General features: G+C 73.2%; 17 protein-coding genes and 1 pseudogene. 10 read left to right on the top strand and 8 right to left on the bottom strand.

Features of this window, described 5'->3' with window-relative positions; genetic code table 11:
- Nucleotides 1-226 precede the first annotated feature (226 nt).
- Nucleotides 227-1,258, top strand: coding sequence for a nitronate monooxygenase (locus ABTX81_RS16305; RefSeq protein WP_350545393.1), 1,032 nt, complete (start codon nucleotides 227-229; stop codon nucleotides 1,256-1,258).
- A 28-nt stretch (nucleotides 1,259-1,286) separates the two neighbouring features.
- On the opposite strand, the gene ABTX81_RS16300 is transcribed toward ABTX81_RS16305, so the two are convergent.
- On the bottom strand, nucleotides 1,287-2,690 hold the full coding sequence (locus ABTX81_RS16300) for an aminopeptidase P family protein (RefSeq protein ID WP_502892788.1): 1,404 nt from the start codon (nucleotides 2,688-2,690) through the stop codon (nucleotides 1,287-1,289).
- A gap of 303 nt (nucleotides 2,691-2,993) precedes the next feature.
- On the opposite strand from ABTX81_RS16300, the gene ABTX81_RS16295 reads away from it, so the two are divergent.
- Genes ABTX81_RS16295 through ABTX81_RS16275 form a run of 5 tightly spaced genes read left to right on the top strand, consistent with a single transcriptional unit; the run spans nucleotide 2,994 to nucleotide 8,700 of the window.
- Nucleotides 2,994-4,748 (top strand): ABC transporter substrate-binding protein, encoded by a 1,755-nt coding sequence (locus tag ABTX81_RS16295; protein ID WP_350545388.1) that lies wholly within the window; start codon nucleotides 2,994-2,996, stop codon nucleotides 4,746-4,748.
- A gap of 13 nt (nucleotides 4,749-4,761) precedes the next feature.
- On the top strand, nucleotides 4,762-5,724 hold the full coding sequence (locus tag ABTX81_RS16290; protein ID WP_350545385.1) for an ABC transporter permease: 963 nt from the start codon (nucleotides 4,762-4,764) through the stop codon (nucleotides 5,722-5,724).
- Nucleotides 5,721-6,707 (top strand): ABC transporter permease, encoded by a 987-nt coding sequence (locus ABTX81_RS16285; RefSeq protein ID WP_350545381.1) that lies wholly within the window; start codon nucleotides 5,721-5,723, stop codon nucleotides 6,705-6,707. The genes ABTX81_RS16290 and ABTX81_RS16285 overlap by 4 nt, the downstream gene beginning before the upstream one ends.
- A complete protein-coding gene (locus ABTX81_RS16280) occupies nucleotides 6,707-7,708 on the top strand; it encodes an ABC transporter ATP-binding protein (RefSeq protein ID WP_350545377.1) in 1,002 nt (333 codons plus the stop codon). The genes ABTX81_RS16285 and ABTX81_RS16280 overlap by 1 nt, the downstream gene beginning before the upstream one ends.
- Nucleotides 7,705-8,700, top strand: coding sequence for an ABC transporter ATP-binding protein (locus ABTX81_RS16275; RefSeq protein WP_350545373.1), 996 nt, complete (start codon nucleotides 7,705-7,707; stop codon nucleotides 8,698-8,700). Before ABTX81_RS16280 ends, ABTX81_RS16275 begins: the two co-directional genes overlap by 4 nt.
- A 300-nt stretch (nucleotides 8,701-9,000) precedes the next feature.
- Here ABTX81_RS16275 and soxR read toward each other — a convergent pair whose 3' ends face one another.
- Nucleotides 9,001-9,501 (bottom strand): redox-sensitive transcriptional activator SoxR, encoded by a 501-nt coding sequence (gene soxR, locus ABTX81_RS16270; RefSeq protein ID WP_350545369.1) that lies wholly within the window; start codon nucleotides 9,499-9,501, stop codon nucleotides 9,001-9,003.
- A gap of 47 nt (nucleotides 9,502-9,548) precedes the next feature.
- Between soxR and ABTX81_RS16265 the strand changes: the two genes are divergently transcribed.
- Entirely contained in the window at nucleotides 9,549-11,009 is a 1,461-nt protein-coding gene (locus ABTX81_RS16265; RefSeq protein WP_350545366.1) for an MFS transporter, read from the top strand.
- A gap of 117 nt (nucleotides 11,010-11,126) precedes the next feature.
- Here the strand turns inward: ABTX81_RS16265 and ABTX81_RS16260 are convergent, their stop codons facing one another.
- Together ABTX81_RS16260 and ABTX81_RS16255 are read right to left on the bottom strand one after the other, a co-directional pair.
- Nucleotides 11,127-13,496, bottom strand: a complete 2,370-nt coding sequence (locus tag ABTX81_RS16260) for an immune inhibitor A domain-containing protein (RefSeq protein WP_350545361.1) — start codon at nucleotides 13,494-13,496, stop codon at nucleotides 11,127-11,129.
- Nucleotides 13,497-13,663: 167 nt separating this feature from the next.
- Nucleotides 13,664-15,742 carry a S9 family peptidase gene (locus tag ABTX81_RS16255; protein ID WP_350545356.1) on the bottom strand — a complete coding sequence of 693 codons (2,079 nt, stop codon included), beginning with the start codon at nucleotides 15,740-15,742 and terminating at the stop codon, nucleotides 13,664-13,666.
- A gap of 92 nt (nucleotides 15,743-15,834) precedes the next feature.
- Between ABTX81_RS16255 and ABTX81_RS16250 the strand changes: the two genes are divergently transcribed.
- A complete protein-coding gene (locus ABTX81_RS16250) occupies nucleotides 15,835-17,004 on the top strand; it encodes an aminotransferase class V-fold PLP-dependent enzyme (RefSeq protein ID WP_350545351.1) in 1,170 nt (389 codons plus the stop codon).
- A gap of 46 nt (nucleotides 17,005-17,050) precedes the next feature.
- On the opposite strand, the gene ABTX81_RS16245 is transcribed toward ABTX81_RS16250, so the two are convergent.
- Nucleotides 17,051-17,383: an ArsR/SmtB family transcription factor gene (locus tag ABTX81_RS16245; protein ID WP_350545347.1), complete on the bottom strand. Its 333-nt coding sequence runs from the start codon at nucleotides 17,381-17,383 to the stop codon at nucleotides 17,051-17,053.
- A gap of 42 nt (nucleotides 17,384-17,425) precedes the next feature.
- The gene (locus ABTX81_RS16240) at nucleotides 17,426-17,800 is read right to left on the bottom strand and encodes a hypothetical protein (protein ID WP_350545343.1); all 375 of its coding nucleotides are present in this window, start codon (nucleotides 17,798-17,800) and stop codon (nucleotides 17,426-17,428) included.
- A gap of 265 nt (nucleotides 17,801-18,065) precedes the next feature.
- On the opposite strand from ABTX81_RS16240, the gene ABTX81_RS16235 reads away from it, so the two are divergent.
- A complete protein-coding gene (locus ABTX81_RS16235) occupies nucleotides 18,066-20,939 on the top strand; it encodes a DEAD/DEAH box helicase (RefSeq protein WP_350545603.1) in 2,874 nt (957 codons plus the stop codon).
- 19 nt (nucleotides 20,940-20,958) lie between these two features.
- Nucleotides 20,959-21,080: pseudogene (locus ABTX81_RS39655) on the top strand (HEAT repeat domain-containing protein); the annotation flags it as partial.
- Between the two features lie 828 nt (nucleotides 21,081-21,908).
- Here ABTX81_RS39655 and ABTX81_RS16230 read toward each other — a convergent pair.
- A complete protein-coding gene (locus tag ABTX81_RS16230; RefSeq protein ID WP_350545338.1) occupies nucleotides 21,909-22,253 on the bottom strand; it encodes a winged helix-turn-helix domain-containing protein in 345 nt (114 codons plus the stop codon).
- Nucleotides 22,250-23,047 (bottom strand): hypothetical protein, encoded by a 798-nt coding sequence (locus ABTX81_RS16225; RefSeq protein WP_350545335.1) that lies wholly within the window; start codon nucleotides 23,045-23,047, stop codon nucleotides 22,250-22,252. The genes ABTX81_RS16230 and ABTX81_RS16225 overlap by 4 nt, the downstream gene beginning before the upstream one ends.
- Between the last annotated feature and the right edge of the window lie 29 nt (nucleotides 23,048-23,076).

The following is a 23,076-nucleotide window of genomic DNA, read 5'->3' as shown; positions in this document are numbered from 1 at the left end:
TGTGGAGTCGCGGGCGCGGGGGTTGATCCGGCGCGGGGGTTGATCGCGTACGGGGGCGATCCCGGTGCGGGGGGTGATCGCATACGGGGGCGATCCCGGTGCGGGGGTTGATCCGGCGCGGGGGCTGACGCGGTGTGGGAGGGGCCGGGCGTGGGCCGGGGCCGGGCGTAGGGTGGGCGGGTAGCCCGAGTACCCCCGGTGTGCCGTGTGAGTGGAGGATCCCCGGATGGCCGTGCGACTCGACGAACTCCTCGTGCCCGTGATCGCCGCGCCGATGGCCGGCGGGCCGTCGACACCGGAGCTGGCGGCCGCCGTGAGCGGGGCGGGCGGGCTCGGGTTCCTCGCCGCCGGGTACCGGAGTGCCGAGGACACCTTCGCGCAGGTCCGCCGCGTCCGGGAGCTGACGGACCGCCCGTTCGGTCTGAACCTCTTCGTACCGGCCGAGCCCGGCGACCCGGCGGCCGTCGCCGCCTACCGGGAGCGGCTGCGGCCGGAGGCCGAGAAGCACGGCGTGACCCTGCCGGAGGCGATCGCGCCGGACCGCGACGACTGGGACGCCAAGATCGCCGGACTGCTCGCCGGGCCGGTCCCGGTGGTCTCGTACACCTTCGGCCTGCCCTCCGCCGAGGAGGCCCGGGCGCTGCGCGCGGCGGGCACGTTCCAGGTCGGCACGGTGACCACGCCGGAGGAGGCGCGCCGCGCCGAGGCGGTCGGGATGGACGCGCTCTGCGTGCAGGGGCCGGAGGCCGGCGGGCACCGGGGCACCCACCGGACGGCGGACCGGCCCGGTGAGCTGCCGCTGCTCGAACTGCTGCCCGCCGTCCGGGCGGTGACCGGGCTGCCGCTGATCGCGGCCGGTGGGCTGTCGGACGGCGCGGCCGTCGCGGCCGCGCTGCGGGCCGGGGCGGTGGCGGTGCAGCTGGGGACGGCGCTGCTGCGCGCGGACGAGGCCGGGACGACGCCGGCGCACCGCGCGGCGCTGACCGGTTTCGAGGCGACGACGGTGACCCGGGCGTTCACCGGCCGCCCGGCGCGGGCGCTGCGCAACGACTTCACCGACCGGTTCGGGCCGTACGCGCCGGCCGCCTACCCGGACGTGCACTACCTGACCCAGCCGCTGCGCGCGGCGGCGGCCCGGCGCGGCGACGCGCAGGCGATGCACCTGTGGGCGGGCACGGGCCACCGGGCGGCGCGCGGCGGTCCGGCGGCGGAGCTGGTGACGGAGCTGTGGAAGGACGCCCGGGCCGCCGGGGTGTGAGACCCGGCGGCCACGGGAACGCGGGGGATCAGCCGAGCAGCTCGGCCATCCAGGCCTCGATGGCCGGCACCGTGCGGGGCAGCGCGCCGGACATCAGGCGCGCGCCGTCGGCGGTGATGACCAGGTCGTCCTCGATCCGGATGCCGAGGCCGCGCAGTTCGGCGGGCAGTGTCTCGTCGTCGGGCTGCAGGTAGAGGCCGGGCTCGACGGTGAGTACGTGGCCCTCCTCCAGGACGCCGTCCAGGTACGTCTCGGCGCGGGCCTTGGCGCAGTCGTGGACGTCCAGGCCGAGCATGTGGCCGGTGCCGCAGAGAGTGTAGCGGCGGTAGACACCGCTGTCGTCGGCGAGCGCCTCCTCGGCGGAGACCGGCAGGACGCCCCAGTCGGCGAGGCCCTCGGCGATGACGCGGGCGGCCGCGGCGTGGAAGTCGCGGAAGCGGGCGCCGGGGCGCAGCGCGTCGATGCCGGCCTGCTGGGCGGCGAGCACGAGCTCGTAGGCCTGCCGCTGGACCGGGGTGAAGGTGCCGTTGAGCGGCAGGGTGCGGGTGATGTCGGCGGTGTAGAGGGTGTCGGTCTCCACACCGGCGTCGAGCAGCAGCAGCGCGTCGGGGTCGAGGGCGCCGTCGTTGCGGATCCAGTGCAGGACGCAGGCGTGGGCGCCGGAGGCGGCGATGGTCTCGTAGCCGATGCCGTTGCCCTCGGCGCGGGCGCGCAGGTTGAACACGCCCTCGATCCAGCGCTCGCCGCGGTGGTGGCGCAGGGCGGTGGGCAGGGCGCGCACGACGTCCTCGAAGCCGAGCACGGTGTGGTCGACGGAGAGCTGGAGCTGCTCGACCTCCCAGCTGTCCTTGACCAGCCGCAGCTCGGACAGGACGGCGGCGAACAGTCCGTCGTTCCGGGTGAGCTCGTCGGCGCCGGGGCGGCCGGTGGCGGCGTCCAGCGCGGGGTCGACGCCGGTGAGGACACGGGTGGCGGGCCGCGGGCCGGTGAGCAGCTTCTCCAGCTCGTCGAGGTGCTCGACGCGCACGCCGGTGAGCCGGGCGGCCTCGTCGAGGTCGGGGCGGCGGCCGACCCAGAACTCGCCGTAGCGGCGGTCGCGGAAGAACTCGGCGCCGCGCACCGGGTCGCCGCCGCGCGGGGAGCGGGGGCGCAGGTAGAGGACGGGCTCGTGGCCGTCGGGGCCGGTCGGCTCCAGGACGAGGACGTGGCCGACCTGGTCCTCGCCGGTGAGGCCGGTGAGCCAGGCGTAGGCGCTGTGCGGGCGGAAGCGGTAGTCGCAGTCGTTGCTGCGGACCTTGAGCTGGCCGGCCGGGACGATCAGCCGCTCGCCGGGGAAGGCGGCGGAGAGCCGGGCGCGCCGGGCGGGGGTGACGGCGTGGCCGGGGACCCGGTCGTCGGCGGGCAGCGGGGTGGGCGCCCAGGAGGTGCCCATGAAGGCGTTGAGGGCGTCGGAGACGGGGAGGTCGTGGCTTCCGGTGTTGAGGCCGGTCTGACGGAGGGTCACCGGTTGACTCCTAAGCGGGTGGTGCGGATTCGGGGGAGGTGGGGGTCGGCACGGACACAGCTCGGTAACGGGTGCCGTCACCTCTTGTGCAGTGCAATTTCACATTACTATGTTACGGGTCACACCACGGAGCGGCTAGACCCCTTGAGGTCGCCCTCCGCGGCTGGTCCCGGATCCACCCCCGGGGCGGACGACGGGCCTTCACGGCGGCCCCCCACTGCGGAGTCAGATATGAACAGGCGTACTCAGACCGCCATCGCGGCGGCCATCGCGGCGGCACTCTCCCTCGGCCTCGCGGCCTGCGGCAACAAGGACAAGGGCGACAACGGCGAGGAGAGCGTCGCCACCTCCACCAAGGGCCCGGGCGCCGAGAACGGGACGATCGTCGGCGGCACGCCGGTCAAGGGCGGCACCCTGACCGTGCTGACCAACCAGGACTTCGCCCACCTCGACCCGGCGCGCAACTGGACCCTGCCGCAGATGGACTTCGGTACCCGGCTGATCTACCGCACCCTGGTCACCTTCAAGGCCGCGCCGGGTGCCGCTGGCAGCGAGATTGTCCCGGACCTCGCCACCGACGTGGGCCGCCCGTCCGACGGCGGCAAGACCTGGACCTTCACGCTGAAGGACGGTCTGAAGTACGAGGACGGCACCCCGATCAAGTCCTCCGACATCAAGTACAACGTCGAGCGCTCGTTCTCCCCGGACCTCACCGGCGGCCCCGACTACGCCGTCCAGTACCTGGCCGGTGGCGAGAACTACAAGGGCCCGCTGACCGGCGAGCACCTGCCGAGCATCGAGACGCCGGACGACAAGACCATCGTCTTCCACCTCAAGCGCCCGGTCGCCGAGTTCTCCTACACGGCCACCCTGCCGACCTTCGCGCCGGTCCCGCCGGCCCAGGAGAAGGGCACCCAGTACGACACCCGGCCGTTCTCCTCCGGCCCGTACAAGATCGAGTCCTACGACCGCGGCAAGCAGCTGGTGCTGGTCCGCAACACCAACTGGGACCAGGGCTCCGACACGGTCCGCAAGGCCTACCCGGACAAGATCGTGGTGACCCAGGGACTCAAGGGCGGCCAGGTCGACGACCGGATCATCGCCAGCGAGGGCGCCGACGCCTCCTCGATCGAGATGCCGTGGATGCGCCCGGAGTCCGTGCCGAAGGTGCTGCCCAAGGCCGACGTCAAGGCCCGCATGGTGGCCGAGCGCACCGGCTGCACCGACAACCTGTACATGAACACCTCCAAGGCCCCCTTCGACGACCCGAAGGTGCGCGAGGCGATGATGTACGCCGTCGACCGGGAGGCCCAGGTCACCGCGTGGGGCGGTCCCGCGCTGGCCGAGGTCGCCACCTCCTACCTGCCCCCGTCGCTGACCGGCGGCGAGAAGGCCGACCCGCTGAAGATCCCGGTCACCGGCGACCCCGAGAAGGCCAAGGAGCTGCTGAAGGCGGCCGGCAAGACCGACCTCAAGGTCTCGCTCACCGTCTCGCTCGGTGACAAGACCCGCGGCGAGGCCATCCAGCAGTCGCTGTCCAAGGCGGGCGTCCAGGTCACCGTCAACACCGTCGACCCGTCCGCCTTCACCGACACCCTCGGCGACACCAAGAACGCCCCCGAGCTGACCATCAACGGCTGGTGCCCGGACTACCCGTCCGGCGCGACCTTCCTGCCCTTCATCTTCGACGGCCGCACCATCAAGGAGAAGGGCAACCAGGGCAACTACAGCCAGTTCCGCGACCAGGCCACGATGGACGAGATGGACCGCATCGCGACCCTGACGGACGTCGAGGAGGCCAACAAGGCCTGGAAGAAGCTGGACGAGGACCTCATGAAGAAGGCCCCGGCCGTGCCGCTGATGTGGCAGCGCCGCGCGCTGCTGGTCGGCACCAACGTGGCCGGCGCGTTCGGCAACTCCGGCTACGCCGGAATGATCGACATGGCCACCATCGGCCTCAAGGACCCCTCGAAGAGCCAGGGCTGAGGGAACCTTCGCAATGAGCAGTACTACCACTGAGCCCGCCGCCGCGCCCGTCGCGGCGGCGGGCCCCGCGAAGGCCTCCGGGCGCGGGCCCTGGCGGCTGGTCTGGGACCAGCTCTGGGCCAGGGGCTCCGCCCGCTTCGGCCTGATCACCGTCGTCGTCCTGGTGCTGCTGGCCGTGCTGGCCGGCCCGCTCAGCGCGCTCGGCGGCTGGTCCCCCGAGGAGTTCGACAAGCGCGCCATCGACCCGTACCTGGGCGGCGTGCCCAAGGGCGACTTCGGTGGCATCGGAGCCCGGCACTGGCTCGGCGTCGAGCCGGTCACCGGCCGCGACCTGTTCGCCCGCGTCCTGCACGGCGGTCAGGTGTCGCTGATGATCGCGTTCATCGCCACCGCCGTGGTCGTGATCGCCGGCACCCTCGCCGGCATCGCGGCCGGCTACTTCGGCGGGCGGGTCGACACCCTGCTCTCCCGGCTGATGGACCTCACCATGTCCTTCCCCTCGCTGATCTTCATGATCGCGATGATGTCGGTGGCCAAGGACGTCAACCGGATCCTGCTGATGACCACGGTGATCGGCCTGTTCGGCTGGCCCGGCATCGCCCGCGTGGTCCGCGGCCAGACCCTCTCGCTCAAGCACCGCGAGTACGTCGAGGCCGCCAAGGTCGGCGGAGCGCGCTCCTGGCGCATCCTCACCCGGGAGATCCTGCCGAACGTCTCCGGCCCGATCATCGCGTACACCACGCTGCTGATCCCCGGCATGATCGCCACCGAGGCCGCGCTCTCCTACCTGGGCGTCGGCGTCCGGCCGCCCACGGCCTCCTGGGGCCAGATGATCGCCGAGTCGATCGTGCACTACGAGACCGACCCGACGTACTTCCTGATCCCGACGGCCTTCCTCTTCATCGCCGTGCTGGCGTTCACCCTGCTCGGCGACGCGCTGCGGGACATCCTCGACCCCCGGGGAGGCCGGTCGTGATCCTCTACCTCGGCCGCCGGCTGATCGGCGTGGCGGGCATCATGCTCGCCATCTGCGCCATCACCTTCACCATCTTCTACCTGCTGCCCAACGACCCGGCCGCGGCCGCCTGCGGCAAGACCTGCAGCCCCGACCGGCTCGCCGAGGTCAAGGCGGCGATGGGCCTGGACAAGCCGATCTGGGAACAGTTCGGCGCGTACCTGGCCGGCATCGTGGCCGGCCGCGACTACGGCAGCGGCCCGAGCGCCGTCCACTGCGGCTTCCCCTGCCTCGGCTACTCCTACGAGTACTCGCTGCCGGTCTGGGACCTGCTCGTCGACCGCCTGCCGGTCTCCGTCTCGCTCGCCCTCGGCGCGGCGGTGCTCTGGCTGGTCCTCGGCCTCGGCGCCGGCGTCACCTCGGCGCTGCGCAAGGACAAGCCGACCGACCGGATCCTGATGGTGCTCTCGGTCGGCACCGCCTCGCTGCCGGTCTACTTCACCTCGATCATGCTGATCTGGGGCGTCGTCCGCAGCGCCGGCCTGCTGCCCTACCCCTCGTACCACCAGTTCACCGACAACCCGTTCGAGTGGGCCTCCAACCTGCTGCTGCCCTGGATCGCGCTGGCCCTGCTGTACGCGGCCCAGTACGCGCGGCAGAGCCGCAACTCGATGATCGAGGCGCTGAACGAGCCGTACATCCGCACCGCCCGCGCCAAGGGCATGCCGGCCCGCACCGTCACCGTCAAGCACGGGCTGCGCTCCGGGATGACGCCGATCCTCACCATCTTCGGCATGGACCTCGGCGGCCTGCTCGCCGGTGCCGTCATCACCGAGTCGATCTTCGGTCTGCCCGGCATCGGACGGCTCTTCTACGACGGGCTGCTCCGCTCCGACCAACCCGTCATCCTCGGCGTCACGTTGCTCGCGGCCTTCTTCATCGTGGTCGCGAACCTGCTGGTCGACGTGCTCTACGCGTACGTCGACCCGAGAGTGAGGTACTGATGACCGCCCTTCTGGAGGTCGAAGACCTCAAGGTCTCCTTCACCACCCCGCGCGGCGTCGTCCGGGCCGTCGACGGCATCGACTTCACCGTCGAGGCCGGGAAGACCCTCGGGCTGGTCGGCGAGTCCGGCAGCGGCAAGTCCGTCACCTCGCTCGCCGTCATGGGCCTGCACCGCGGCGCCTCCGTCACCGGCTCGATCCGGCTGCACGGCCAGGAGCTCAACGGGCTCGGCGAGCGGGAGCTCGGCACCGTCCGGGGCCGGCGGATCGCCATGATCTTCCAGGACCCGCTCTCCAGCCTGCACCCCTTCTACACCGTCGGGGAGCAGATCGCCGAGCACTACCGGGTGCACTTCAAGGCCTCCCGCAAGGCCGCCCGCCAGCGCGCCGTCGAGATGCTCGCCGAGGTGGGCATCCCCGAACCGGCCCGCCGGGTCGACGAGTACCCGCACCAGTTCTCCGGCGGCATGCGCCAGCGCGTGATGATCGCGATGGGGCTCGCCTGCGAGCCCGAACTGCTGATCGCCGACGAGCCGACCACCGCGCTCGACGTCACCGTCCAGGCCCAGATCCTCGATCTGATCGCCCGGATCCAGCAGGAGCGCGGCCTCGGCGTCGTGATGATCACCCACGACCTCGGCGTGGTCGCCCGGGTCGCCCACGAGGTGCTCGTCATGTACGGCGGCCGCGCCGCCGAACAGGCGCCCGTGGACCGGCTGTTCGCCGCCCCCGCGCACCCCTACACCCGCGGGCTGCTCGACTCGCTGCCCCGCCTGGACGACACCGACGACGCCCCGCTGCGGGCCATCCCCGGCAGCCCGCCGTCGCTGATCGCCCCCGCCCCCGGCTGCTCCTTCGCCCCGCGCTGCGCCCGCACCACCGCCGCCACCGCCGAGGAGCACGCCCGCTGCCTGGCCGAGCGCCCGCAGTTCGGCCCGCTCTCTCCCGGCCACCAGGCCGCCTGCCACCTGCCGCTGGTGCCGGAAGGAGCCCTGGGATGACCGCGACGACAGAGCCGGCCGAGCCCCTGCTGACGGTCCGGGACCTGGTGAAGACCTTCCCCGGCCGCCGCTCGCGCACCGGCAAGGCCGGTGCCCCGATCCGGGCGGTGGACGGGGTGAGCTTCGACGTCGGCGCCGGCGAGACCCTCGGCCTGGTCGGCGAGTCCGGCTGCGGCAAGTCCACCACCGGGCGCATGGTCGTCCGGCTGATCGACCCGACCTCCGGAACCGTCACCTTCGACGGCACCGAGATCGGCGGCCTCAGCCAGGCGCAGCTGCGCCCGCACCGCAAGCACCTGCAGATGGTCTTCCAGGACCCCTACTCCTCGCTCAACCCCCGCCAGACGGTGGCCCGGATCATCTCCGAGCCGCTGCTGGTCCAGGGCACCGGCGCGGCCGACGCGCGCAAGCGTGCCGCCGAGCTGATGGAGCTGGTCGGCCTCATCCCCGAGCACCTGGACCGCTACCCGCACGAGTTCTCCGGCGGCCAGGCCCAGCGCATCGGCATCGCCCGATCGCTGGCCACCTCGCCCCGGCTGGTGGTCGCCGACGAGCCGGTCTCCGCGCTGGACGTCTCCATCCAGGCCCAGGTGGTCAACCTGATGGAGCGGCTCCAGGACGAGCTGGGGCTGGCGTACATCTTCATCGCGCACGACCTCTCGGTGGTCAAGCGGGTCTGCGACCGGGTCGCGGTGATGTACCTCGGCCGGATCGTCGAGATCGGCGACAAGCACCAGGTGTACGCCAACCCCGCGCACCCGTACACCAAGGCACTGCTCTCCGCGGTGCCGCTGCCGGACCCGGCGGCCGAGCGGGAGCGCGAGCGGATCGTGCTGATCGGCGACCCGCCGAGCCCGGCCGACCCGCCGCCCGGGTGCAGCTTCCACCCGCGCTGCCCCAAGGCCCAGGAGGTCTGCCGGACCGAGCGGCCGCTGCTGCGGATCGCCGGACCCGGCGGGCGCGAGGCGGCCTGCCACTTCCCGGAGAACTGACCCGGGACCCGGTCTCGCGGCCGAGGGCGTCCGCCGATGGGCGCGCCCCGGCCGCGGCTCGACCGCCGTACCGTCCAGTCACCCCCACGGCGGGCGGTACGGCACCACCCGCGCGCGGAGCATCGGCTCCGCGCGCACACCGAAGAACGCCCGGTCGGGCGCGGCGGGGAGCCTGATGAGGGCCGCGTCCGACCGGGTCCACCCGACCGCAGCCCGCGGCCGGGTGCGGCGGGCTCGCCGGACCGACCTGGGTCGTCGGTCCCGGCGGGCCCGTTCGTCGTTCCGGGGTTCTGCTCGGGTTCAGCGGGGGCCGGGCTCCTCGGTGGGCAGCCGGCGCGGGCCGGGCCCGTCGGCGGCGAGCGCGTCCCGCGGGTTGAGCACCCGGCAGCGGCGCAGCGAGAGGCAGCCGCAACCGATGCAGCCGGTCAGCTCGCTCTCCAGCCGCTCGATCTCCCGGCGCCGGGCCGCGAGCAGCGCCGCCCAGCGGCGCGAGATCCGCTCCCAGTGGCGCTTGTCCGGCATCCGGTCGGCCGGCAGTCCGGCGAACACCTCGGCCACCTCGGACAGCGGGACGCCGAGCCGCTTGGCGACCAGGATCAGCGAGAGCCGGCGCAGCACGTGCCGGTGGTAGCGGCGCTGGTTGCCGGAGGTGCGCTCGGAGGCGATCAGCCCCTGCTCCTCGTAGAACCGCACCGCGGAGGCGGCCACGCCGGCCCGCCGGGCGACCTCGCCCACGGTCAGCAGATCGGCCGGGCGGGGCCCGGCGTCCGCGCCCCCCGGGGCGTCGGCGGCACTGTCCATACGCGTCCTTGACTTCAAGTTCCCTTGAACTATTAGCGTACCGAAGCGTGACCGACTCCTCGCCCGCCAAGACCGCCTCCACCCCCTCCGGCCAGGGACGTCACGCTCCGGACGCGGGGCCGTCGGCGTCCTCGGGCGGCTGGGGCGAACTGTTCTCCCGGCCGTTCGCCGCCCCGGCCTCGATCCTCGCGGGCGGCGTCGCGCTGTACGCGATGAACCTCTACTTCACCGCCGCCCTGCTTCCCTCGATCGTCGAGGACATCGGCGGCGCCCGCTACTACGCGTGGGTGGCGACCGGCTTCCTGATCGCCGCGGTGATCGCCGCGATGCTGGTCAGCCGGACGCTGGCCCGGCTCGGGCCCTCGCGCGCCTATCTGACCGGCTTCCTGGTGTTCGCCGGCGGCGCGGGGCTGACCGCGGCCAGCCCGTCGATGGAGGCGCTGATCGCCGGCCGGATCGTCCAGGGCCTGGGCGGCGGGCTGATGGCCGGCCTCGGCTACGCGGTGATCCGCACCGCGCTGCCGGAGCGGCTGTGGACCAGGGCGGCCGGGCTGGTGTCCGCGATGTGGGGCGTGGGCACGCTGGTCGGCCCCTCGCTGGGCGGGCTCTTCGCCGAACTCGGCCTGTGGCGCGGGGCGTACCTGCTGCTCCTGGCGGCGGCGGTGGTGCTGGCGGTGCCGGCCCGGCGCTCGCTGCCCGGGCCGTCCGGGCCGGGGCGGCCGGCCGAGCCGCTGCCGCTGGCCTCGCTGCTGCTGCTGACCCTGGCGGCGGCGACGTTCAGCATCAGCTCGACGGTGCCGCGCGGCTGGGCGACGGTGCTGTGCATCGTGCTGGGCCTGGCCCTGCTGGCCGGCTTCGTGCTGGTGGAGCGCGGCGGCGCGGCGACCGTCCTGCCGAAGCTCACCTACCGGTGCGGCAACCACCTGAAGTGGATCTACCTGACCGTCGCGGTCTACTGCACCGGGGTGATGACCGAGACCTTCATCCCGCTGTTCGGCCAGGAGTTGGGCGGGCTGAGCCCGCTGGCGGCCGGGTTCCTGGGCGCGACGGTGTCGGCGGGCTGGACGTCCGCGCAGCTGTTCAGCGTCAGCCTGGGCGCGGAGCGGGCCCGCGCGCTGGCGATCCGGCTCGGCCCGGCGGTGCTCACGGCGGGCCTGCTGGCGTACGGGCTGCTGCAGACCGGCTCGGCGTCCGGCGGGCGGGTGCTGCTGTGGGCGGTGGTGCTGTTCGCGGGCGGCACCGGCATCGGCGTCGCCTTCCCGCACCTGAGCGTCACGGCGATGCGCAGCACGGACGACGAGGTGGAGGGCGCCAAGGCGGCGGCCGGGCTCAACACTACCCAGCTGATCGCCTTCTCGGTGAGCTCGGCGCTGGCGGGGACGCTGGTGAGCATGGGCGGGGACTCGACGCTGGACGGGGCCCGGTACATGGTCTTCGGGCTGGGCGCGCTGACCGTGTTCGGCACCGCCACGGCGGCGATGAGCCTGCGGCGTCCGGCCCGGAGCTGAGGGGGACGGACGCGACCGCCCCGGCCCTCCGTGGGGGAGGGCCGGGGCGGCCTCTTTCCGTGGGTACCTGTCTTCCACGGGAGCCCGGTGCTCAGGACACCGGGGGTGCGGGGGGTGTCAGGACGCGGGGGCCACCCGGACGGTGGTGATCCGGCCGCCCTGGGCCTCGCGGACCACCTCGATCTTGGTGTTGGTGTCCGGCACGTTCACCGCGAGCTGCGGGGTGGCCGGGTCGCGGTAGACACCGGTGTGGTCGTTGAAGACCGGGACGGCCGGCTTGGACTCGACCCGGACCGGGACGCCCGCCTTGTGCAGGGTGAAGGCGGTGGTCGGCTTGAGCGAGAAGGTCGCGTCGTAGGTCTGCGCCCGGCCGTTGACCAGGGTGCCGTCGGCGAAGCGGACCGGCGCCGGGCGGGCGTCGATCGGCAGGATCTGGCCGCCGCCCAGGTGGTCCCTGGTGTTGTTGTCGCCGTAGGCGGTGTCCCAGAGCCAGATGAGCACGCCCTCCTGGTACGGGTAGTTGTCGACGATGTCCTTCTTGCCGTCGACGCCGGTGTACCCGAAGCTGTACGGCCCCGTCTTCAGGAAAGCGCCGTAGCCGGTGTAGCGGCGGTTCTCCACCAGGTACGCGCGCGGGTGCTGCTTGACGAAGCTGCGGCCGGTGACGACGGTGAAGCCGGTGCTGGCCCAGTCGGCCGTGCCGTTCTCGGCGCCGTCGGCGAACAGCTCGGTGGCGCCGGCGGTGATCTTCACCGCGTCGACCAGCACACCCTTGCCATGGGTGTTGTTGTCCGAGGTGACGTGGAAGCGGAGCTTGACGTTCTTCCCGGCGTAGCCGTCCAGCGGGATGTGCAGCTGCCGGTAGGCGCCGGACGTGCCGCTCAGACCGGGAACGTTGGCGCTGGTGTTGCCGATCGGGGCGCCGTCCACGGTGCCGGGCAGAGCCGTCCAGCGCTTGCCGCCGTCGGCGGAGGCCTCGACGGTCAGGAAGTCGAAGTCCTGCTCGATGTCGTACCAGACCGCCGCGTCGAGGGCGGCCGGGCCGGTGACCGGGGTGAGGTCGACGTCGCGGGCCAGCGCGTTGTCCAGGTCGTCGCCGGTCTGGCTCCACCACTGCTTGGCGCCCTCGCGCGGGTCGGCGAGGTCGGTGGTGGTGGTGCTGTCCGGCAGGTGGACCAGGACGGCCTGCGCCTGGTCGGTGTTGTAGCCGCTGACGCCCAGGGCGTGGCTGGAGCGGGTGGCGGCCTGCGCCTCGTCGTAGTCGAGCCAGCCGAACTGCAGCTTGCTCCAGGCGTCGAGGTCGCCCGGGTAGCCGCCGGTGGTGTTCCTGCCCTTGCCCAGGTACGAGCCGGAGGACATCAGCGACCAGAAGTTGACGCTGTTGTCGCCGCCGTTGGTGCTGTACAGGTCGGGCAGGCCGAGGTTGTGGCCGAACTCGTGGGAGAACAGGCCGACGCCGCTGTTCTCACCGGCCTGGACGTAGTCGTAGACGTACAGGCCGGTGTCGCCGACCGGCGCGCCGCCGATCTTGTTGCCGTCCGGGCCGACCTGCCCGGTCGGGTCGGGGAAGGTCCAACTGCGGTGCGCCCACAGCGCGTCGGCGCCCTGCGCGCCGCCGCCCCAGGTCTCGTCGACGCCGGCGTGCACCACGACGACGTTGTCGAGGTAGCCGTCGGGCTGGCTGAACTCGCCGTCCTTGTCGTGGTCATAGCGGTCGTAGACGTCGTACTGGGCCAGTTCGGCCTTGACGTCGGCGGCCGTGCGGCCCTTGGCGAGCTGGCTGTCGTACCAGGCCTTGACGGCGTCCCGGATGAACTCCTGGCCCTGGGTCCAGGCGCCGGAGCCCTGCGGGCCCTTGTTGGAGCCGTAGCGGGCCTCGTTCCAGGGCAGGGTGACCCAGTCGCTGACGGTGCCCTCGATGTCGTACCGGCCGGAGGACTGGGTGCGGTAGTAGTTGCGCATCGAGACCGCGCCGGGCGAGTCGTCGAAGAACATCTTCTGGTAGTACTGCCGGCTGAAGTCCTGGTCCCAGAGCGTGTGGTTGTCGCTCTTGCCGGGCTTCGGGATGCTGTTGTGCTGCGGGCCGGGGGTGCCGCCGTAGCGCGGCTGGCCGTTGTAGAGGGTGGTGTTGTCGACCTGGTCGCCGAACTGGGCCAGGATGACGAAGACCTTGTCCTTGCGCTGCTGGGCGAGTTGGACGTAGTCGTTGCCGATCCGCACCTTGGCGGGGGCCCGGCGGCCGGTGGTCTTCGCCACGGCGCCCTTGTTGACCTGCTCCAGCGCCTTGGCGCGCAGCGACTGGCGCTCGCGCTCCTGCGGGGCGAGCGGGGCGGGCGGGGCCTCGAGCCCGCCGGCCTCGGCGCCGCTCTCGACGGTGAGGGTGGGCGCGGGGGAGGGGGTGGCGGCCTGGGCGGGGGACCCGAGGAGGGTGGCCGCTATCGCGCTCGTGGTGAGCGCGGCCGCGAACGCCGCGGACAGTCTGCGCAACTGACCGGTCCTTTCCGGACGGGGGTGGTCGGGTGAGCGCAGGTAATATTTCACATGTCATGGGTCACACGGAAGACTTCGGGCGCGGGTCTCGGCCGCGACGCCGAGCGCCGCACGGCCCGGGTGGGTCCGTGCGGCGCTCGGAGGGTGCCCGATCGGTCCGCCGATCAGCCCAGGGAGGTCCGCAGGAAGGCGAGTTCGGCCTGTGCCAGCTGCTCGTTCACCCCGCCCGGCGTCATGTGGGTGACCCCCGGCAGCGCCAGCAGGCTGTGCGGGCGGCCGGCCCGGGTGAGCGCCTGGGAGAGCAGCAGGGTGTGCGAGGGGTGCACGTTGTCGTCGGCCAGGCCGTGGATCAGCAGCAGCGGCCGGGTCAGTGACGGCGCGTCGTCCACCAGGCAGTCGGCCGCGTAGCCCTCCGGGTTCCGCTGCGGCAGGTCGAGGTAGCGCTCGGTGTACGCGGTGTCGTAGAGCCGGAAGTCGGTGGGCGGGGCGCCCGCGCAGGCCGCGTGGAAGACGTCCGGGCGGCGCAGCACGGCCATCGCCGCGAAGTAGCCGCCGTAGGACCAGCCGCGCACGCCGACCCGGCCGAGGTCGAGGTCGGGGTGCGTGGCGCCGAGCGCCAGCAGCGCGTCCACCTGGTCGTCCAGCGCCACCTGGGAGAAGCGGCGGAAGATGGTCCGGGTGAAGGCGGGGGAGACGAACGGGGTGCCGCCGTTGTCGACGGTCACCACCGCGAAGCCCTGGTCGGCCCACCACTGCTTGAGCTGCCAGCGGCGCGGCTCGTTGGCCACCGCCTGGTAGCCGGGGCCGCCGTAGACGTCCAGCAGCACCGGCAGCCGGCGGCCGGGGACGTGGCCGCGCGGGTAGACCACGGCGCTCGGCAGGGCGCGCTCGGTGACCCGGGCCAGCCGCGGCTGGACCCGGTACGGCAGGGCGGCCGAGCGGTCCGTCAGGACGGTGGTGCCGTGCGGGCCGCGGGCCTCGCGGCGCACGCCGTCCGGGCCGGCCGAGACGAGCAGCAGGGTGTCGGCGGCGGCCAGCGCGCTGTGCACACCGGGGCCCTCGGAGAGCCGCTCGGGGACGCCGCCGTCCGGGTCGACGAGGTGGACGTGCTGGTCGAACGGGTCGCCCTCGCCGGTCTCGCAGAGCAGCTTGCCGCGCAGCCGGCCGACCACCCGGCGGATCTGCAGGCCGGAGGTGTCCAGCGGCTTGCCGTCCAGGGCCAGGCCGCGGGCGTCGGGGGTGTCGTGGACGGTGAGCAGCCGGCCGTCGGCCAGCCGGGCGGGGGTGCCGGGCAGGTCGTCGACCCAGAACGCGTCGGTGGTGCGGGAGAGTTCGGTGGTGGCGCCGGTGGCCGGGTCGGCGCTCAGCAGCAGGACGTTCTGCTGCAGCCGGTCGGCGACGGTGAGCAGCAGTTCCTCGGCGCCGGCCCACTCGGCGGCGCAGAGGTAGGGGAACCCGGTGGTGTCCCAGTCGAGTTCGACCCGGGTGCCGTCCAGGCCGAGCACCCAGAGCCGGACGTCGGCGTTGGGGCCGCCGGCCTGCGGGTAGGCGAACTGCTCGGGGGCCTGCTCGGGGTGGGCCGGGTCGGCGAAGTGACGCGGCGGGACGGCGGACTCGTCCACCCGGGTGGCCAGCACGGCGCCGCCGTCCGGACGCCACCAGTGGCCGCGGTGGCGGCCGAGCTCCTCGGCGGCGGCGAACTCGGCGACGCCCCAGCGGGCGCCGTCCTCCGGGCTGAGCCGCTGGCGGCCGGGGACGTCGGCCGAGGCGACGTACAGGGCGTCGTCGGTGACGTAGGCGACGAGTTCGCCGGTCGCGTTCGGGCGGGGGTCGAAGGCCGGGCCGGCGGTGGGGATCTCGGTGGTGCGGCCGGTGGCGGTCTCGGTGCGGAAGAGCCGGCCGTCCAGGACGAAGACGGCGACGGCGAGGTCGGGGGTGGCGGCGAAGGTGCCGATGCCGGCGGCGGTGAGCCGGCTCCGCTCGCGCAGCCGGCGCTCGACGGCGGGCAGGGCGTCGGTGGCGCCGGTGCGGCCGGGGGCCAGGGCGGCGGGGTCGGCGACCTCGCGCTCCTCGCCGGTGGTGAGGTCGAGGAGGTGGAGGCGGTCGAACGCGTCCTCGGGACCGCTGGAGCGGAGCAGCAGCAGGCGGGTACCGTCCTGGTGGAACGAGATCGCCCGCGGGGCGCCGAAGCCGAAGCGCCCGGTCCGGGCGCTCAGGGAGAGGTAGGAGTCGGTGATGGTCACCGCCCGATGGTCGCCGCGGGACCGGCTCGCCGACCAGTGGAACGACATGTGAAATGTCACACATCACGTGATCCAGGTAACAGGAGGAGCGCATGACCCAGGCCCCGCGGACCGCCGGACCGCCCGAGCCGCTGGCCGGCACCGAGACGCTGTTCTCGCTGGACCCGGCGGTGGTGCACCTCAACCACGGCTCCTTCGGGGCCGTGCCCGTCTCCGTCCAGCAGCTCCAGCGGCGGCTGCACGAGGAGCAGGAGGCCGACCCCGACGGCTTCTTCGCCGACCTGCCCGCCCGCGTCGCCACCGCCCGGGCCCGGATCGCCGCCGCCCTCGGCACCGAGCCCGACCTGCTCGCCCTGGTGCCCAACGTGACCGACGCGATCGCCGTCACCCTGGCGAACGTGCCGCTCTCCGCCGGGCACCACGTCCTGGTCACCGACCACGGCTACGGCACCGTCACCGAGGCCGTCCGGCGGCGGGCCGAGGACGCCGGCGCCGAGCTGCGCACGGTGGCGCTGCCGCTGGACCTGCCCGACGGGGACGCGGTGCGCGAGGCGGTGCTGGCCGCGGTCACCGACCGCACCGTGCTCGCCGTCCTGGACGGCATCACCTCGCCGACCGCCCGCCGGGTCGCCACCCCGGACCTGCTGCGCGAGCTGCGCGGACGCGGCGTGACCACCGTGGTGGACGCCGCGCACGAGCCCGGCATGCTGGCCGGGCCGGTCCCGGCGGAGGCCGACTTCTGGTTCGGCAACCTGCACAAGTGGGCCTTCGCCCCGCGCGCCACCGGCGTGCTGGTGGTGCGCCCGGAGTGGGCCGGCAAGATCCGTCCGCTGATCCTGTCCTGGGAGGACCACCAGGGCTACCCGGCCTCCGTCGAGTGGCGCGGCACCCTGGACTACACGCCCTACCTGGCCGCCCCGGCGGGTCTGAACCTGCTGGAGGCGTTCGGCCCGGGAGCGGTGCGCGCGCACAACGAGCGGCTCGCCGCGTACGGTGCCGGGCTGGTCGCCGAGCGCGTCGGGCTGGCGGCGCTGCCGTCCTCGGCGGGGCTGTCGATGCGCGCGCTGAGGCTGCCGCCCGGGGTCGCCGAGACGCTGCCGCAGGCGCAGGAGCTGATGGCGCAGATGTGGCGGCGGCACGCCGTGCGGACGGTGGCGCGGCCGTGGTCGGGCGGCGGGGTGCTGCGGGTGTGCGCGCAGCTGTACAACCGGGCGCCCGAGTACGAGGTGCTGGCGGCCGGGCTCGCCGGGCTGCTCGGGTAGCCGGTGCCGGCCGTCCCGCCGGCCGTCCTGCCCGCCGTCCGTCGGGTCAGTCGGCGGCGGCGCGCAGCTCGGCGAGCAGGGCGTGCTGGTCGGCGATGAGCCCGGTGAGGATCCGCCGGGCCGCCCGCAGCAGGTCGGCGACGTCCCCGCCGGCCAGCGCGTACACCACCGTGCTGCCCTCCCGGGTGGCGGTGACGATGCCGGACCGGCGCAGCACCGCGAGCTGCTGCGAGAGGCGGGAGGGGTCGACCTCCAGCTCCGCCAGCAGCTCGCGCACCGGCGTCGGTCCGGCCTGCAGCAGCTCCAGGACCCGGATCCGGACGGGGTGGCCGAGCATCCGGAAGAACTCGGCCTTGGCCTGGTACAGCACGACCGCCACGGCGCTCCCTCCCTGTTCCCCTCCCCGGTGCGTCCCCGGCCGTCAGATCTCCAGCGCGGTCTCGATCCGCTTCAGCTGGTGGCGGGCCATCGCGAGGTTGGCGCGGCCGCGGTTGAGCGCGAGGAAGAGGAACAGCCCCCGGCCGCTCTGCGTGGTCAGCGGCCGGAGCAGGTGGTACTGGCTGGTCAGGCTGACCAGGATGTCCTCGATCTCGTTGTCGAGCAGGTTGAGGTGCTCCATCGCCCGCATCTTGGCCCGTACGACGTCGGTGTTCCCGGCGGCGGCGACGTTGAGGTCCAGCTCGCCGCCGTCACCGAGGGTGCCCAGTGCCATGCCGCTGCCGTAGTCGACCAGGGCGACGCCGATCGCGCCCTCGATCGCCATGGCCTCCTTGAGCGAGGTCTCCAGGTTCGCCATCGTTGCGCTCCTCCCGTGGGTCCGGTGGGGGTCACCGGGACGTGGCACCGAATGTAGGCAGGCCGCACGGCGTGTCACCGTGGATGACCGGAGTCGTTCGAAGCTGGTCACCCGATGACCGCTTGAAGACATTTGCAACTATGGATGTGAGAGAGAAGCGATCCCTTGCCCGGGAAAAAACGGTGCTATCGATGTCAGCCCCGCCGGGTAACCTCTCGCTGAGATGCGAGATCACACCACCGACCCCCGCGACCCCCGGACGGCGATGAACACCCCTGAGCGCGAGCCCTCCGACGGCCGGGAGACCTCCGACGAGCGGGAGCTCGGCCCCGCCGAGGCCTTCGCCGCCTCCCGCCTCCGGGCCAAGGAGCAGGCCACCGCCCTGTACGGCTTCCAGCAGCTCTACGACTTCGAGCTGGACGACTTCCAGCTGGAGGCCTGCCGGGCCCTGGAGGCCGGCGAAGGCGTCCTGGTCGCCGCGCCCACCGGCTCCGGCAAGACCATCGTCGGCGAGTTCGCCGTCCACCTCGCCCTCCAGGGCGGGCGCAAGTGCTTCTACACCACGCCGATCAAGGCGCTGTCCAACCAGAAGTACGGGGACCTCGTCAAGCGCTACGGCGCCGCCAAGGTCGGCCTGCTCACCGGCGACAACTCCGTCAACGGCGACGCCCCGGTCGTGGTGATGACCACCGAGGTGCTCCGCAACATGCTCTACGCGGGCTCCAGCACCCTCGACGGCCTCGGCTACGTGGTCATGGACGAGGTCCACTACCTCGCCGACCGCTTCCGCGGCGCCGTCTGGGAGGAGGTCATCATCCACCTCCCCGAGTCCGTCACCCTGGTCTCGCTCTCCGCGACCGTCTCCAACGCCGAGGAGTTCGGCGACTGGCTGGACACCGTCCGCGGCGGCACCCGGGTCATCGTCTCCGAGCACCGGCCCGTCCCGCTCTGGCAGCACGTGATGGCCGGAAACCGGATGTACGACCTGTTCGCCAGTCCGGACCGCGACGGCCGCCCCAAGGGCAGCCTGCGCAACCCCGGCAAGGCCGTCAACCCCGAACTGGTCCGCCTCGCCCGCAGCGAACCCGACCGCAACCCGCGCGACAGGTTCGGCCGCGGCCGCGGCCGCTCGATGCCCAACGGCCGCCCCGGCCGGGTCTGGACGCCGGGCCGCGTCGACGTCATCGACCGGCTCGACTCCGAGGGCCTGCTGCCCGCGATCACCTTCATCTTCAGCCGGGCCGGCTGCGAGGCCGCCGTCCAGCAGTGCCTCTCCTCGGGCCTGCGCCTCAACAAGGACGCCGACCGCGCCCGGGTCCGCGCCATCGTCGAGGAGCGCTGCGCCGACATCCCCGACGAGGACCTGCACGTCCTCGGCTACTTCGAGTGGCTGGACGGGCTGGAGCGCGGCATCGCCGCCCACCACGCCGGCATGCTGCCGCGGTTCAAGGAGGTCGTCGAGGAGCTGTTCGTGAAGGGCCTGGTCAAGGCCGTCTTCGCGACCGAGACCCTCGCCCTGGGCATCAACATGCCGGCGCGCTCCGTCGTCATGGAGAAGCTCGTCAAGTGGAACGGCGAGACCCACGCCGACATCACCCCCGGCGAGTACACCCAGCTCACCGGCCGGGCCGGCCGGCGCGGCATCGACATCGAGGGCCACGCCGTCGTGCTCTGGCAGCGCGGCCTCGACCCGGAGGCGCTCGCCGGTCTCGCCGGCACCCGCACCTACCCGCTGAAGTCCTCGTTCCGGCCGTCCTACAACATGGCCGTCAACCTGGTCTCCCAGTTCGGCCGGCACCGCTCGCGCGAACTGCTGGAGACCTCCTTCGCGCAGTTCCAGGCCGACCGCTCGGTGGTCGGCATCGCCCGCCAGGTCCAGCGCAACGAGGAGGGCCTGGACGGCTACCGCGCCTCCATGACCTGCCACCTCGGCGACTTCGAGGAGTACATGGCGCTGCGCCGGCAGCTCAAGGACCGGGAGAACGAACTCGCACGCGAGGGCAGCAGCCAGCGCCGTGCCGCCGCCGTCGAGTCCATCGAGCACCTCAAGCCCGGCGACGTCATCCACGTGCCGACCGGCAAGTTCGCCGGCCTCGCCCTCGTCCTCGACCCCGGCCTGCCGCCGGTCAGCCGCTCGCCGCGCGGCGGCCCGCGCCACCCCGACTACCAGGACGGGCCGCGCCCCGTGGTGCTCACCGCCGAGCGGCAGGTCAAGCGGCTCGCGATGATCGACTTCCCGCACCCGGTCGCCGCGATCGAGCGGGTGCGCATCCCCAAGTCCTTCAACCCGCGCAGCCCGCAGTCCCGCCGCGACCTCGCCTCCGCGCTGCGCACCAAGGCCGGCCACCTGGAGCCCGAGCGGTTCCGGCGCGGCCGCGCGGCCGCCGCCGACGACCCCGAGATCGGCCGGCTGCGCGCCGCCCTGCGCCAGCACCCCTGCCACGGCTGCGACGAGCGCGAGGACCACGCCCGCTGGTCCGAGCGCTACCACCGGCTGCACCGCGACACCGAGCTGCTGGAACGCAAGATGCGCTCCCGCACGCACACCATCGCCCGCACCTTCGACCGGGTCTGCGGTCTGCTCACCGACCTCGGCTACCTCAGCGGCGACACCGTCACCGACGACGGCAAGCGCCTCGGCCGGCTCTACGGCGAGCTCGACCTGCTCGCCTCCGAGTGCATCCGCGAGGGCGTCTGGAGCGGCCTCGCCGCCGCCGAACTCGCCGCCTGCGCCTCGGCGCTCGTCTACGAGGCCCGCCAGTCCGACGACGCCACCGCCCCCCGGGTCCCCGAGGGCGCGGCGAAGACCGCCCTCGGCCAGATGGTCCGGATCTGGGGCCACCTCGACGCCCTGGAGGAGCAGCACCGCATCAACACCGCCGAGGGCGTCGGCCAGCGCGAACCCGACCTCGGCTTCGCCTGGGCCGCCTACCGATGGGCCCTCGGCCACTCGCTGGACTCCGTCCTGCGCGACGCCGACATGCCGGCCGGCGACTTCGTCCGCTGGACCAAGCAGCTGATCGACGTCCTCGGCCAGATCCAGGACGCCGCCGGGGAGGACGCCGAACTCCGCAAGACCGCCCGCAAGGCCGTCGACGGCCTCCGCCGCGGCATCATCGCCTACTCCTCCGTCGGCTGACCCCCGGGGGGTGCCGGGCATGGCGATGTTCGTGCACCTGACGGCGGCGGCCGACGCGCCGCGCATCCGGCGGTCCGGGATCCGAGCGGTGAGCGTCGGACCGGGCGGTGCGCGCGCGGGGTGTACTGCTTCCCGGTGGTGAGTGACGCCGGTATCCGAGACTTGTCTCGGAGACCGGCGTTGGTCGTTGCGGGGTGGTCTGGTCCGCCGTCGCTCTGCGGGGCAAGTGCGTGGAGTGGGAAGTCGATGAGGTCGATTTCCCACTCCACGGCGTGCCACCTGACCCGGCGGCCTCCCGCTCCGGGCGAGGGGCCGCCACCGATGATCCGCCGTCTCGCCTCGGGGTAGGGCCAGTGGAGTGGGAAGTCGATGCGGCCGACTTTCCACTCCACGGCCACCTCATCTGGCCTGGTTGCCCCTCGCTCTTTCGAGCGAGGGGCCGTCGTCGCCAACTGCGCGCACCGCTTCTGCTCGGGTGAGTGCGGAGGGCGATGGGGCCGACGTTCTCCTCCTCGGTCACCGTGGCTGGCCCGGGTTGCCTCTCGTTGGCTTCGAGTGGGCGAGGCCGTGGAGTGGAAAGTCGATGGGACCGACTTTCCACTCCACGGCCGCACTATCAGCCAACCACGATCCGCCATCCCCCTCGGGGCCAGGGCCGCCGGAGTGGGAGGTGAATGGGGCCGACTTCCTACTCCGTGATCACCTGGGCTGGCCTGGGCTGCCGCCGCTCGGTGACTTCGGGGGAGGGGGCGGCTGCTATCCGTCCGCGCTGGGGAGTGGGAAGTCGGCGAGGTCGACTTTCCACTCCGGGCGTGCTCAGCCTGGCTGGGGTCGGCGGTACTGGCTCAATGGTTGGCAGATCTTCCTCTGGGAGTGGGAAGTCGGCGTCACCGACTTCCCACTCCGGAGCCGTACCTGACTCGCAGTTGGCCGGCGCCCCGGCCGGGGTGGTGGGCGTAGGGGTTGGGGTCAGCTGGGTGGGGGGCCGGCGGCTTCCAGGCGGTGGACCAGGGCGCGGAGGGCGCGGAGTTCGTGGTCGAGGGCCTGGGCGCCGGCGGGGGTGAGGGTGATCCAGGTGCGGGGGCGGCGGCCGGCGTAGCCCTTGTTCACCGCGACCAGGCCGGACTCCTCCAGGACCTTCAGGTGGCGGGAGAGGTTGCCGTCGGTGAGGCCCAGTTCCTGCTTGAGGAAGGCGAATTCGACGCTCTCGGCCTCGCGGGCGATCGCCAGGATCCCGAGCCGGACCCGCTGGTGGACGGTGTCGTCCAGGGCCAGGGTCGGATGCTGCTCCTCGGGGTCGTCCGCAACGCTCATGAGGTGACCGTACGGGATGCGGCGGACCTGCGGCGCTCGGCGGTCCACTGGGCCAGGCCCGCGGCGAGGAGGACCGCGGCGAGCAGCAGCGCCTTCGGCCGGGAGCCGACGGCCCAGCCGGTGTCGACGTGGTCGAGCCACGGCAGCCAGCCGTAGCCCCAGAACCCCGAGAGGTAGACGGTGAGCAGCGCGGCGTGGGCGAGCCCGGTGACGGCGACCAGCCGGTTGCGCTCGGTGAGGCCGAGGACGAGCAGGCCGAGACCGACCACGTACCACGGCGAGGTGTAGTCGTTCTCGAGGAAGCCGAAGCGATCCCCCGGCATCCGGTGCGCGCGCAGCAGGACGAGCGGGATGGCGGCGATCAGGACGCCGGCGACGGCCGCGGTGCCGAGCCAGGCGCCGCGGTGCGGGACGATGCCGCGGGTCTCGCCCCGCCGCCGGTACCAGTGGGCCAGCGCGAACCAGGCCAGCGGGATGAGGGCGTACCAGATGCCCCAGCCGACGAAGCGGAGGATGGCTCCGTCGAAGTCGTCCCGCACGCACGGGCCGTCGAGCGAGTGCTGCACGCAGAGGTCGATGTACTCCGAGTAGGCGAAGGTCGGGTACGAGGTGATGCTGCGCCCTTCGAGCGGGAAGTTGTAGGCCTCCCGGGCGATCGGCACGGCCGCCAGCGCCAGCAGCCCGAAGCCGATCAGCGGGACGCCCGAGCCGCGCAGCCGGGTGCGGGCCCGGGCGCGCAGGCCCTCCGTGGCGGCGAGCAGGGCCGCCGGGTCGCTCCGGTGCAGTGTGTCCATGGTTCATCCACCCCTGGTGACGTGACGTC

This window comes from Kitasatospora sp. NPDC097605, from assembly GCF_040302725.1.
In the GTDB taxonomy this organism is placed as follows: domain Bacteria; phylum Actinomycetota; class Actinomycetes; order Streptomycetales; family Streptomycetaceae; genus Kitasatospora.
This window is presented reverse-complemented; position numbering and strand designations above follow the sequence as displayed.